Source organism: Luteibacter anthropi (genome assembly GCF_023699965.1).
Taxonomy (GTDB): Bacteria; Pseudomonadota; Gammaproteobacteria; order Xanthomonadales; family Rhodanobacteraceae; genus Luteibacter; species Luteibacter anthropi.
Map to the genome: position 1 here is coordinate 4,549,303 of NZ_CP077072.1, position 12,505 is coordinate 4,561,807.

Sequence of the window (12,505 nt, forward strand, 5' to 3'; positions counted from 1 at the left end):
TACACACGAGCCGATCAGACGTGGTCGTGTCTACCGATGAACCGAGGCGCTGGGTTCCAGCTTTCGCTGGAACGACGGCAGGGAGTTTCAGGGATCGAGTACTGTGATGCCCTCACGCAGCGCATAGCGCGTGAGCTGGGCAAGGCCCTGGATGCCGAGCTTGGCCATGATGTGCTCGCGATGTGTGCCTACGGTCTTGATACTTACGTGCAGGCGCCCGGCGATCTCCTTCGTGGAATACCCTTCCGCGTATAGCTGGGTAATTTCGCGTTCCCGCGCGCTCAGAGCCACCTCCGGCTCCATTTCGACCTGGCGACCGCGCTGATCGAGCGATACCAGGTGTTCGAGCTCAGGGCTTACGACATAGCGCGATTGCAGTACGGCATCGATGGCTGAGACAAGCACATCGAAATCCGCACGCTTCAGGATATATCCATGCGCTCCCGCATCGAATGCGGCGCGAATCCAACGCGTATCCTCGTATGAAGACAGGCAAAGCATGCGGGTCTTCGGGCAGCGCGGCGCGATGCGTCGGGCAGCTTCCAGACCACTCAGTCCGCGCATGGCACAGTCGAAAAGAATCAGGTCAGGCTGCCCGCGCAAAGCCTGTCGCACGAGTTCGCGCCCATCCCCCGTGCTTCCCACGATGTCGAAACGCGGATCGATGGCGAGCAGTGCCGCCAGCCCGTCGCGCAGAAGGGCCTCTTCATCCGCCAGCAAAAGAGTGACGCGCTTCATGTGTGCCTCCATCGACATGCGACGGAACGTACACCGTGTATCGGTGTGAGCAGAAGCAATCGGATGCGCATGGTTGGTTCCGGTGAATGAGGTGACGCGACGGTGGGCGCTTGGCGCACCGGCGTCCTTCCGGAAACCTTACGGTCGTGAATCGATGTGTTTGCGGCACACGAAATATTCAATCTACGTGGCGATATGCGCCTTGATCAGTCCGTCAGGAAGCGCACCGCTACGGGAAGCATCAGGATGAAGACGAGCAATTCCAGCCAGAATATCCACACGGTACCCAATGGCCTCCGCCATGGCCGCCCGATGACGGCGTAGGCAATCAACATGACAAGACCCAACGGCGTGACGATCACGCCAATGTCGAGGATGCTCACTGCTCCATAGAACGCCATCATCCCTCCCCCGCCCAGGCCGATCACGACCAGAAGCAAGGGTGGAATCCAGAGACAGAGCGTGCCCAGCCAGAAAAGCAGCCCCGCCCATCCGGCGCGACGCTCGTAGGTGGAAACGGGAATAGCATCCTGATCGGTCATTGCAGCTCCTGGAAGCCCGGAACGACCGGATTCTACATGGATGGTACAAATACGAACGCCCGGGCTGTCCCGGGCGTTCGCTCATGGCCTCGCGATCAATCAGTTCGACTGGGCGAACTGGATGGACGGCGTGCTGCCGCCCGAGGCGGTGCAGCGGCCAAGGGTGAGGTTGTTTTCCTCGCCCGTGGTGCCACCGTTGTTGGGACCGACGCAGGTCGGTGCATTGGTGGTGCCGTCATTGACAGCCACCTTCACACTAACCGACGACCCGCTGTTGAACGACGCCACGGGATCATTGGAACCATTGCCGAAAATGTTGAACTCGGAGTTCTTCCAGACCGAACCGATGGCGAGCGTGCTGCCCGACTGGCTGACGGAGTGCGCCACGCCGTTGACCGTGAAGGTCACCGTGTCGTTGCCGTTGACCGAGGCAGAACCCGCGAGCTTGATGCTGCCAATGCTGGTGATGGGCACATAGTCGACGCTCACCAGATTGCTGTTGCGGTAGCAGGCCAGCTGGGCCGAATAGGCGTTCCAGCCCGAAGGGCAGCCGGTGCGGCGGTAGGCCGATGCATCGGAGACGTAGAACCAGTTCTGGATGAAGGCGCCCGGCGAGCCGGTACCCGGGTCAGTCGAATAGATGAACTGCTCCCACACCTGGCAGCTGGAATAGCCATAGCGCTGGCAGGCCGAGGTATTGCTGCCCATGTTGGTGTTGATCTGCAGCGAGTAGTCGTCCGAACCGGAGCTGACACCCGTGACGGTCGGGAAGCTGCCCGTGGCCGAGCGCGTGAGCTGGCCGGTGCGGGCGGCATAGTCATAACCGTTGCCGGCGTTGAAGACACTGCTTTCCGTACGGGCAGAGACCGTGCTGCGGCTGCTTGGCGGCGAAACGGCATCGGCCGGCTGCACCGAACGGAACGACGGCACCGGGCCGCAGCGCTCTGCCGTCCACACGGCGCTCGGGTAGGTGGCGCGGAAGCAGCCGTCGGCCGGCGGTGCCTGGCGATTGATGTTGTCGTGCCAGGCCTGCACCGCCTGGGCGCGGGCCGTGGCAACGACATCCTGACTGGCCTGTGCGGCAACAGCCGAAGCGAGCGGCGTGGCAACGAGCAGCGCCGCCAGCATGGCGGAACGAACCGGACGACACACGATGGACCCCTTCATCGAAGGCATATCTTTCTCCCTGAGCATTGACTCGATGATGTTCACCGCCATGCCGGATTTGTATCCTGCACGGAGGCGCGTTTTCCCCCTCCCAGGTAGAACGTGCCCACCCTCCCGCCACCCCCGCCCTCAAATGTGACCAGCCGCACATTACGTATGCGCAGGCCCACAAGCGACCGCATTCCGCAATAAATTGCGATCATTAACCCCAACTGCGCCCGTCGCCGGCCACACGACCTTGCCAGTACGCGGGAACAGGCAGCGGATATCGGCTTCCTGATCGGCTATGCCGGATCACTGCCTTTTGCGGAGCCATAGAGTTTTGTCGCCCATATTTCTCTCGCGAAACGGCGCCTTGCGGCGATCACCGCTGCTCCTGGGCATTGACGGCGCCCATGCGGGATGTCGGTACACTCGGCGCCCATGAACCTACGTCATCACAGTACGGGCTTCGCCCACCGCCTGTTCGCCGAGCAGGCGCTGAGCCGCAGTGCAGGAGCACCGCTCATCGGCGGCAATGCCGTCGAGCTGCTGATCGACGCCCAGGCTCACTATGACGCATGGCTGGATGCCATCGCGAAGGCCCGGCGCTATGTGCTGCTGGAAAACTACATCATCCGCGATGACCGCATCGGCCGCAGCTTCCTCGATGCCCTAACGGAACGTGCCCGCGCAGGCGTCTTCGTCGCGGTGATCGCGGACTGGGTCGGTTGCATGGGCCAGTCACGGCGCTCGTTCTGGAACGAGCTGCGCGCCGCCGGCGGCGAGATACGCATCTTCAATCCGCCCCGCCTGGGCAGCTCGTTTGGCTGGGTCAGCCGCGATCACCGCAAGGTGCTTTCGGTGGATGGCGAACTCGGTTTTCTGTCGGGGGTGTGCATCAGCGAAAAATGGCTGGGTGAACCGGAGCGCAACGTACCGCCGTGGCGCGACACGGGTGTGGCGCTGCGGGGGCCGGCTGTCGCCGAGATCGAACATGCCTTTGCCGACAGCTGGCGGGAAGCCGGCGGACCGCTTCCCGATACCCTGCTTTCTCCCACTCCGCCCATCGCGGGCGACGTATCCCTGCGCGTGATCGCGACGCAACCCAGCACGGCCGGCATGTATCGCCTCGACCAGATGGTGGCCGCGATGGCCCGACGCACGCTATGGCTGACCGATGCGTACTTCGTCGGCGTTGCACCTTATGTGCAGGCACTTTCCGCGGCGGCGCGTGATGGCGTGGACGTGCGCCTGCTGGTGCCCGGCACCAGCGACATCCCCATGGTGGCGGGCATGTCGCGCTCGGGATACCGCCCGCTGCTCAAGGCGGGTATCCGCGTCTTCGAATGGAACGGCTCGATGCTGCACGCCAAGACGGCGGTGGCCGACGGTCGCTGGGCGCGCGTGGGCTCATCGAACCTCAATATCGCGAGCTGGCTGAGTAACCGGGAAATCGACGTCGCCATCGAGGATGATGGCGTCGCGGCACAACTGGAAACGCAGTACCTGAGCGATCTCGACAACGCTACGGAGATCCTCCTGCGTCCGCGCAATCGCCGTAACGGCAACGAACGCATGCGCAGCCGCACGCCGCGTCCGCCACGCCCGAAACATGCGGGCGGCAGTTCCAGTCGCGCAGCGGCAGGCGCGCTGCGCATCGCCAATACGGTGGGTGCGGCGATCACGCAGCATCGCGTGCTGGGGGATACGGAAAGCGGCCCGCTTCTGGCGGGTACGGTGCTGGCAGCCGTGCTGACCCTGGTGGCCGTGTTCTGGCCCGCCGTCATCGCATGGCCACTGGCACTTATCGGCGCCTGGTTTGCCGTGAACCTGGCGGTGGGCTGGTGGAGCATGCGCAGGCGACGGAAGCGCAAACCTCCGTCGCCCGGGTGAACCGGATCACTGCCGTGATTTGAATGTCAGCGGCTGGGAATCGGTGCGTGCGGCCGGTGCCGGGCCGCAGCTGTTGCACGAATCGCAGCCATCACCGCAGCTGCCCGATGCGCTGGCAGGCTGCAGCCTGCGGCCCAGGCTGCGCACGAAGGCCGGGCGGCCGTCATGGTTGAGGCTGGCCGACATGCCCGCCATCACGCGCGTGGATGTCCTGGGCAGCAGCTTGCGAAACGCGACCCAGGTACTGGCCAGCACGACGATACCGATGATGCCGGCCTGCACGATCTGGAAGGTATTCACGAGAGCGCCCTCGCGATCTGGTAGGTGGCGAGCGAAGCGAGATAGGCCAGGCCGAACAGGTAACCGGCGGCTACCGCCACGTTGCGCCAGGAATTGGTTTCGCGGCGGATCACCGCCAGCGTGGACATGCACTGCGGTGCGAACACGTACCAGGCCAGCAACGACAGCGCCGTGGCAAGCGACCACTGATGGGCGATGACGGGACCCAGCTGCGATGCCACGGCATCGTCGCTGCCGGACATCGCATAGACGGTGCCCAGCGCGGCCACCGCAACTTCGCGGGCGGCAAGGCCCGGCACCAGCGCGATGCAGATCTGCCAGTTGAAGCCGATGGGGGCGAACACGTATTCCAGGATGCGCCCCAGGCGGCCGGCCAGGCTGTAATCGATGGCCGGGCCCGTAGCGCCTTCCGGCGGCCCCGGGAAACTGGACAGGAACCACAGCAGTACGGTGAGCGCGAGGATGATGCCGCCGACGCGCTTCAGGAAGATCAGCGCGCGCTCCCACAGGCCCAGCGCGATATCGCGCACGTTGGGCAGGCGGTAGGACGGAAGCTCCATGATGAGCGCGTGTTCGCTTTTGTCCTTGCGCATGCGCTTGATAACGAAGGCCACGCCCAGCGCGCTGAAGATGCCCGCGAAATACAGCACGAACAGCACGATGCCCTGCAGGTTGAAGATGCCCCACACCGCGCGATCGGGAATGAATGCGGCGATGAGCAGCGTGTATACGGGCAGGCGCGCCGAGCAGGTCATCAGCGGTGCGACGAGGATCGTGGTGAGCCGGTCGCGAGGGTCCTGGATGCTGCGCGTGGCCATGATGCCGGGAATGGCACAGGCGAAGCTGGACAGCAGCGGGATGAAGGCGCGACCAGTGAGGCCCACGCGGAACATCATCTTGTCGAGCAGGAAGGCCGCGCGCGGCAGGTAGCCGGATTCCTCCAGCACCAGGATGAACAGGAACAGGATCAGGATCTGCGGCAGGAACACCAGCACGGCGCCCAGGCCGGCGAATACGCCGTCGTTGAGCAGGCTGTGCAGTGCGCTGTCCTCGGGCAGCACGCTGGTGACGACGTTGCCCAGGCCCGTGACACCGGCCTGGATCGCATCCATCACCGGCTGCGCCCATGAGAACACCGCCTGGAAGATCATGAGCATAAGCACGGCGAGGATGCCCAGGCCGAACACCGGGTGCAGCACCCAGCGGTCGATGGCATCGTCGAGGGCCACGTTGTCGCGCGATGTGGTGACCGTGGCGGCGAGGATGGAGCGCACTTCGGCGTGCAGCTGCTCGACGTTTGCCTGGTCGACGGCCGAGGGCTGGATCTCCGGCACCGCGCTGTCGATGCGCTCGATGAGGCCCTTCGCGCCTCCGCGCTTCACGGCGATGGTTTCCACCACCGGAATGCCGAGGCGGCGCGAGAGTTCGGCCACGTCGATGTCGATGCCGCGACGACGTGCCGCATCCATCATGTTGAGCGCGAGCACCATGGGCCGGCCCAGGCGCCGCACTTCGAGCACGAAGCGCAGGTGCAGGCGCAGGTTGGTGGCATCGGCCACGCAGACGATCAGGTCGGGTACGGCCTCGCCCGGATAACGGCCCAGGCAGACGTCGCGGGTGATGGCTTCATCGGGGCTGGTGGCATCGAAGCTGTAGGCGCCGGGGAGGTCGAGTACGTGCAGGGTGCGGCCGGAAGGCCCCACGAAGCGGCCTTCCTTGCGTTCCACCGTGACGCCGGCGTAGTTGGCCACCTTCTGGCGGCCGCCGGTGAGCTGGTTGAACAGTGCCGTCTTGCCGCAGTTGGGGTTGCCGACCAGGGCAACGCGCAGGCTGGCGGCGCTCATGCGGCACCCTCCACGCTTACTTCCACGCGAGCCGCCTCGTTGCGGCGCAGCGCGAAGCGCGTCGAACCAATCTGGATGAGCAGCGGATCACCACCCAGCGGGCCCTTGGCGACGAGGCGCACGGGTTCGCCTGCGACAAAGCCCAGGTCGCGCAGGCGCTGCGCAATCGGGTCGGCGGGATGGGCATCAGTGACGGACTTGACCACGGCTTGGGCACCTTTCGGCGCGTCTGACAGGCGCACTGGGCTTACTCAAATAAGAACTGTTCGCATCATACGCCCTTGGCCCGGGCCATGCATCCCGGGCTGAATCGCCCTTCGCCGACAACCCATTATCATCGGGTGTTTCGCCTGATGGAGTTCGTCGCATGTCCGCAGTGGAGCTGAGCCGTTCGGGCCACGTCGCCCGCCTCACGATGAACCGCCCGGAGGTTCACAACGCCTTCGACGACGCGCTCATCGCCGATCTCACGGCCGCCATCGACGAACTGGACCGCGATCCGGACGTGCGTGCCGTGGTGCTGACCGGTGCTGGCGCAAGTTTTTCCGCCGGTGCAGACCTGAACTGGATGCGCGGCATGGCGCAGGCCAGCGAGGACGACAACCGCGCGGATTCGCAGCGCCTGGCGCGACTGATGCGCCGCCTGCAATTCCTTTCCAAGCCCACCATCGCCCGCGTCAATGGCGCGGCTTTCGGCGGTGGCGTGGGGCTCGTGGCCTGCTGCGACATCGCCATCGCCGCCGAAGGCGCGAAGTTCGCCCTTTCCGAAGTGAAGCTGGGCCTCGTGCCGGCCGTCATCTCGCCGTATGTGATCGGCGCCATCGGCCTGCGCCAGGCCCGCCGCTTGTTCATCACGGGCGAGATCTTCGCCGCTGCGCAGGCGCTGGCCATCGGACTGGTCCACGAAACCGTGCCCGCCGATGAGCTCGATGGTGCCGTGGACCGGCTCGTCGCACTGCTCGGCAAGGGCGGTCCGGTGGCCCAGGCCGAAGCCAAGCGCCTTGCGCTGGGCATGGGCGGCATGACCGAGGCCGGCATGGAATCCATCGACGCGGACAACGCCGCGCTGATCGCCCGGCTGCGCGTGTCTGCCGAGGGCCAGGACGGGCTCTCGGCCTTCCTCGACAAGGCCCAGCCCACATGGCTGCGCTGAGCCGGCGCGCCCGTGCCGGCGGCGTCCTGCTGCTGGCCCTGTGCTGCGCCCTGCCCGTTCACGCGGCGACACTGAAGGAGCAGATCGATACCCAGCTGGCCCAGCCACGTTTTGCCGGGGCATCGTGGGGTATCGACGTGGTCTCGCTGGACGACGGTCACACGGTGTATGAGCACGACGCGGGGCGCCTGTTGTTGCCTGCCTCCACCGCGAAACTCTATACGGCCGCCTTTGCGCTTGACCGGCTGGGGCCCGAAGGCCGCACGCATACCGATGTGCTGGCCGGTGGCGAGGTGTCGCGAGGGCGTCTGCATGGGCCGCTGATCCTGCGCGGACGCGGCGATCCGACGCTGAGCGGCACCGACTGGGCCGATACGCTTGCCGCGCAGATGCTTACCCAGGGCATCCGGCGCATCGACGGCGGCATCGTGGGCGACGATACGGCGTTCACGGGGCCATCGCATGGCAGCGGCTGGGAGGTGGACGATCTCCAGGCCTATTTCGGCGCCTCGACGGCCGCGCTCGACATCGACGAGAACACGATGGTTGCGGATATCTCGGCGCAGGGCGTACGCGTAACGCCTGCCGATGCCGCCATCGCGCTGGCCGGGCAGCCGGCGGATACCTTGCAGGTCTACCGCGAGCCCGGCAGTGCCGCCGTGCATGTCCTGGGTGGCGTGACACAGGGTGCGCCAGCCCGGCGACTGGCGCTCTCGCTGCCCGATCCCGCCCTCACGGCGGCCCGCCGGCTCCAGGCGGCGCTGGAGCGTCAGGGTGTACGTGTCGATGGCGAGGCACGCAGCCTGCGCTGGCCCGTGCCGCCACCGTCGGGCAACGTGCTGGCATCGTTTCCGTCACCTGGCATGGCGGACATTCTCCGTACCGGCCTGAAGCGATCGCAGAACCTGTATCTGCAAAGCGTTTTCCTGCTTACGGGCCTTGCATCACCTGATCCGGCGCTGCCCCGTGCCGAAGACCGTGCGGCGAAAGCGCTGTCCGCATGGCTCGAAACACGCGGTATTGCGCCGTCGTCGACGATGCTCGTGGAGGGCACGGGTTTGTCCCGGCATGACCTGACCACGGCGGGCTCACTGGTGCGCCTGTTGACGCTGATGGACGCTTCGCCTTTGTCTGCCTTGTGGCGCGGTCTGCTACCCGTGGCCGGCGTGGACGGCACCCTGGCCAACCGCATGCGCGACACGGCGGCCATGGGCAACCTGCAGGCCAAGACGGGCAGCATGAGTTTCGTGAACGCGCTGGCGGGCTATGTCACCACCCGCAGCGGCCAGAAGCTGGCGTTTGCCATCATCCTCAACAATTACCGGCCGGGTGATGGCGCGCTGCCGGTGTCGGCGGAGGTGGATGCCATTGCGGTGATGCTGGCGCAGGCGCAGGGGCGGCTTTGATTCATGCAGGCTGGTCGCGCGCAAGGCGCGCTCCTACAGGTAACCCGTGCCTTGTAGGAGCGCGCCTCGCGCGCGACCGGCCAAGCCCCGTTTACCTGTACGTACGCGACCGGCCAACAAAGCAACGCCCCGACACCATCAAGGCTTCAACCACTCCGGCAGATCCTTCCCGATCTTCTCCGGCGTATCGGTCGGCGCATAACGCTCCACCACTTCACCATCGCGATTCACCAGGAACTTGGTGAAATTCCACTTGATCCCCTCGGTGCCGAGCAACCCCTTCTTGCTGGTCTTCAGCCAGCGGTACAGCGGGTGCGCGTGCTCGCCGTTGACCTCGATCTTGGCGAACATCGGGAAGCTCACGTCATAGGTGAGCGAACAGAAATTGCGGATCTCCGCCTCGTCGCCAGGCTCCTGGTGGCCGAACTGGTCGCAGGGAAAGCCAAGCACGTCGAAGCCCTGCGCCGCGTAGTGGCGCTGGAGTTCTTCCAGTCCCTTGTACTGGGGCGTGAAGCCGCACTTCGAGGCCACGTTGACCACCAGCAGCACCTTGCCCTTCCATTCGGCCAGCGAGCGTTCGTTGCCGTCGATGTCGCGGGCGGAGAAGTCGTAGATGGTGGTCATGCCGGTCCTCGTTATCCATGGAATAGCCAACAGTCTACGCCGCGCGCCGCCGTCCTTGGACCGGCTTCGGCTACCATGGACGCCTTTCCGGCCAAAAGACCCGAACCGTGATCCGCTTCGCCGCCGCCTCCAAGTCCTACCGCGTGGATGGAACCCCCATTCCCGCGCTGCATCCCGTCGACCTGGAAATCACCAAGGGCGAGGTGTTCGGCATCATCGGCCATTCGGGCGCCGGCAAGTCGACCATGCTTCGCCTGATCAACCTGCTGGAGCGGCCCACCTCGGGCCAGGTGCTGATCGACGGTCGTGACGTCACCCACGCCGAGGGTGCCGAACTGCGCCGCCTGCGCGCGGGCATCGGCATGATCTTCCAGCATTTCAACCTGCTGTCCTCGCGCACGGTGGCCGACAACGTCGCCTTCCCGTTGCGCATCCAGGGCGGCATCGGCGAAGACGAGATCGCGCGCCGGGTGGATGAACTGCTGGCCCTGGTCGGCCTCTCCGCGCATGCACGCAAGTATCCGGCACAGTTGTCCGGCGGCCAGAAGCAGCGCGTCGGCATCGCGCGCGCACTCGCCAGCCGGCCGTCCATTCTCCTCTGCGACGAGGCCACCAGCGCGCTCGATCCGCAGACCACGGCCTCGGTGCTGGAACTGCTGGCCGACATCAACCGCCGGCTGGGTCTCACCATCGTGCTCATCACTCACGAGATGGACGTGATCCGCCGCGTCTGCGACCGAGTGGCGGTGCTCGATGCCGGTCATGTCGTCGAGATGGGCACGGTAGCCGATGTGTTCCTGCATCCCCAGCATCCCACTACCCGCCGCTTCGTCGCCGAGGCGGACCACCGCGAAGGCAGCGGCCCCGACTATCCGGGCGTGCCAGGACGGCTGTTCCGGCTGTCGTTCCGTGGCGACGCCACCTATTCCCCGCTGCTGTCCCGCGTCGTGCGTGATACCGGCATCGAATACAACCTGCTGTCCGGTCGCATCGATCGCATCAAGGACACGCCCTACGGCCAGCTCACCCTGGCGATGAATGGCGAACGCCTGGAAGACGCACTCATCCAGATCCGCAGCGCCGGCGTCGATATCGAGGAAGTGGCCCGATGAACCTCATGCAGACCCTGTTCCCCAACATCGACTGGCCGGAAATCGCCCGCGCCTGCCTCGACACCCTGCTGATGCTCGGCGGCTCGCTGCTGTTCACCCTGGTGCTCGGCCTGCCCCTGGGCATCTGGCTGTTCCTCACGGCACGCGGCCAGCTGCACGCGCAACCGAAGCTCTATGGCGTGCTGTCGCTGGTGGTGAACGTGCTGCGCTCCATTCCCTTCATCATCCTGATGATCCTGCTGATCCCGGTCACCCAGGCGATCACCGGCGTCAGCATCGGCATCCGTGGCGCCATCGTGCCGCTGGTGATCGGCGCGGCGCCGTTCTTCGCCCGCCTGGTGGAAACCGCGCTGCGCGAAGTGGATCGCGGCGTGATCGAGGCGAGCCAGGCGATGGGTGCCACCACGGGCCAGATCGTCACCCGCGTGCTGCTGCCCGAGGCCCGTCCGGGCCTCATCGCCGCCACCACGGTCACGGCCGTGGCCCTGGTCGGGTATACCGCCATGGGTGGCATCGTAGGGGCCGGCGGCCTGGGCGCACTGGCCTACCAGTACGGTTACAACGGCTACAAGCCGGATTACATGCTGGTCACCGTGGCGCTGCTGATCGTGCTGGTGCAGGTGTTGCAGATGCTGGGGGATCGGCTGGTGGCGCGGTACAGCCGGCGCTGAGGCGCCCCTCGGAGATTTCGCGGACCCGGTCGCGCGCGAGGCGCGCTCCTGCATGCGCGCTGGCTTTTTGCATCCGGCGGTATGGACGTCTATGCTGGCGCACCGCAACATTCGCCACGGACGTCCCATGAAGAAGCTTCTCCTGCCCCTTGCCGCCACCCTCGCCCTGCTGCTGGCGGGCTGTTCGGGCGGCGGTGACGCTGGCAAGTCCGACGCCGTGGCCACGCTCACCGTGGCGGCCACGCCGGTGCCGCACGCCGAGATCCTCAAGGAGATCAAGCCCCTGCTTGCCAAGGAAGGGGTGGACCTGGAGATCAAGGTGTTCACGGACTACGTGCAGCCGAACATGCAGGTGGACCAGAAGCAGATCGATGCGAACTTCTTCCAGACCGAACCTTACCTCGACGCCTTCAACAAGGAGCGCGGCACCCATCTGGTGAAGGTGGTGGGCGTGCATATCGAGCCGTTCGGTGCGTATTCGCGCAAATACACCTCGATCGACCAGCTGCCCGATGGCGCCGACGTCGTGATCCCGAACGATCCCAGCAACAACAGCCGCGCACTGCTGCTGCTTGCGAAACACGGGTTGATCACGCTGAAGAACCCGAACGATCGGCTTGCCACGCTGAAGGATGTGGCCAGCAACCCGAAGAACCTCAAGTTCCGCGAACTGGAAGCCGCCATGCTGCCGCGCGTTCTCGGCGAGGTGGATCTGGCGCTCATCAACACCAACTATGCGCTGGCCGCCAAGCTCAATCCGGTGAAGGATGCGCTGCTGATCGAGGACAAGGATTCGCCGTACGTGAACTTCCTCGTGACGCGCGCCGACAACAAGGACGATCCGCGCATCCAGAAGCTGGCCAAGGCGCTCACTTCGCCCGAGGTGAAGGCGTTCATCGAGAAGAACTACGGCGGAGCCGTGCTACCGGCCTTCTGATGCACCCATGGCCGATCGCATCGGCCACGCCCCACCCTGTAGGAGCGCGCCTCGCGCGCAACCGGGGTGGCGAAAACACAGAAATGTCACCGCCGTGCCGGTCGCGCGCAGGCGCGCTCCTACATGTGTATTGGGC

General features: G+C 65.5%; 13 protein-coding genes. 6 read left to right on the top strand and 7 right to left on the bottom strand.

Annotation, left to right across the window (positions count from 1 at the left end):
* Positions 1-87: 87 nt before the first annotated feature.
* From KR767_RS19215 to KR767_RS19225, 3 genes are all read right to left on the bottom strand, one after another.
* Positions 88-738, bottom strand: a complete 651-nt coding sequence (locus tag KR767_RS19215) for a response regulator (protein WP_166949124.1) — start codon at positions 736-738, stop codon at positions 88-90.
* A 206-nt stretch (positions 739-944) separates the two neighbouring features.
* Positions 945-1,280 carry a hypothetical protein gene (locus KR767_RS19220; RefSeq protein WP_250877461.1) on the bottom strand — a complete coding sequence of 112 codons (336 nt, stop codon included), beginning with the start codon at positions 1,278-1,280 and terminating at the stop codon, positions 945-947.
* Between the two features lie 99 nt (positions 1,281-1,379).
* The gene (locus tag KR767_RS19225; protein WP_250877462.1) at positions 1,380-2,456 is read right to left on the bottom strand and encodes a hypothetical protein; all 1,077 of its coding nucleotides are present in this window, start codon (positions 2,454-2,456) and stop codon (positions 1,380-1,382) included.
* A gap of 414 nt (positions 2,457-2,870) precedes the next feature.
* On the opposite strand from KR767_RS19225, the gene KR767_RS19230 reads away from it, so the two are divergent.
* The gene (locus tag KR767_RS19230) at positions 2,871-4,322 is read left to right on the top strand and encodes a phospholipase D-like domain-containing protein (RefSeq protein ID WP_250877463.1); all 1,452 of its coding nucleotides are present in this window, start codon (positions 2,871-2,873) and stop codon (positions 4,320-4,322) included.
* Positions 4,323-4,328: 6 nt separating this feature from the next.
* Here the strand turns inward: KR767_RS19230 and KR767_RS19235 are convergent, their stop codons facing one another.
* The 3 genes from KR767_RS19235 to KR767_RS19245 are packed head-to-tail and all read right to left on the bottom strand — an operon-like array spanning position 4,329 to position 6,708.
* On the bottom strand, positions 4,329-4,622 hold the full coding sequence (locus KR767_RS19235; RefSeq protein WP_250877464.1) for a DUF6587 family protein: 294 nt from the start codon (positions 4,620-4,622) through the stop codon (positions 4,329-4,331).
* Positions 4,619-6,466, bottom strand: a complete 1,848-nt coding sequence (gene feoB / locus KR767_RS19240) for a ferrous iron transport protein B (protein WP_250877465.1) — start codon at positions 6,464-6,466, stop codon at positions 4,619-4,621. The genes KR767_RS19235 and feoB overlap by 4 nt, the downstream gene beginning before the upstream one ends.
* On the bottom strand, positions 6,463-6,708 hold the full coding sequence (locus KR767_RS19245; RefSeq protein ID WP_166949113.1) for a FeoA family protein: 246 nt from the start codon (positions 6,706-6,708) through the stop codon (positions 6,463-6,465). The genes feoB and KR767_RS19245 overlap by 4 nt, the downstream gene beginning before the upstream one ends.
* A 125-nt stretch (positions 6,709-6,833) precedes the next feature.
* On the opposite strand from KR767_RS19245, the gene KR767_RS19250 reads away from it, so the two are divergent.
* On the top strand, positions 6,834-7,619 hold the full coding sequence (locus tag KR767_RS19250) for an enoyl-CoA hydratase/isomerase family protein (protein ID WP_250877466.1): 786 nt from the start codon (positions 6,834-6,836) through the stop codon (positions 7,617-7,619).
* Complete coding sequence (dacB, locus tag KR767_RS19255) at positions 7,607-9,025, top strand: D-alanyl-D-alanine carboxypeptidase/D-alanyl-D-alanine endopeptidase (protein ID WP_250877467.1); 1,419 nt, start codon at positions 7,607-7,609, stop codon at positions 9,023-9,025. The genes KR767_RS19250 and dacB overlap by 13 nt, the downstream gene beginning before the upstream one ends.
* 138 nt (positions 9,026-9,163) lie before the next feature.
* Here the strand turns inward: dacB and KR767_RS19260 are convergent, their stop codons facing one another.
* Positions 9,164-9,649, bottom strand: a complete 486-nt coding sequence (locus tag KR767_RS19260; RefSeq protein ID WP_166949107.1) for a glutathione peroxidase — start codon at positions 9,647-9,649, stop codon at positions 9,164-9,166.
* A 107-nt stretch (positions 9,650-9,756) separates the two neighbouring features.
* On the opposite strand from KR767_RS19260, the gene KR767_RS19265 reads away from it, so the two are divergent.
* The 3 genes from KR767_RS19265 (at position 9,757) to KR767_RS19275 (ending at position 12,369) form a co-directional block, all read left to right on the top strand.
* On the top strand, positions 9,757-10,761 hold the full coding sequence (locus tag KR767_RS19265; protein ID WP_250877468.1) for a methionine ABC transporter ATP-binding protein: 1,005 nt from the start codon (positions 9,757-9,759) through the stop codon (positions 10,759-10,761).
* Positions 10,758-11,432 carry a methionine ABC transporter permease gene (locus tag KR767_RS19270; RefSeq protein WP_166949103.1) on the top strand — a complete coding sequence of 225 codons (675 nt, stop codon included), beginning with the start codon at positions 10,758-10,760 and terminating at the stop codon, positions 11,430-11,432. Before KR767_RS19265 ends, KR767_RS19270 begins: the two co-directional genes overlap by 4 nt.
* 127 nt (positions 11,433-11,559) lie before the next feature.
* Positions 11,560-12,369 (top strand): MetQ/NlpA family ABC transporter substrate-binding protein, encoded by an 810-nt coding sequence (locus KR767_RS19275; protein ID WP_166949101.1) that lies wholly within the window; start codon positions 11,560-11,562, stop codon positions 12,367-12,369.
* Positions 12,370-12,505 lie beyond the last annotated feature (136 nt).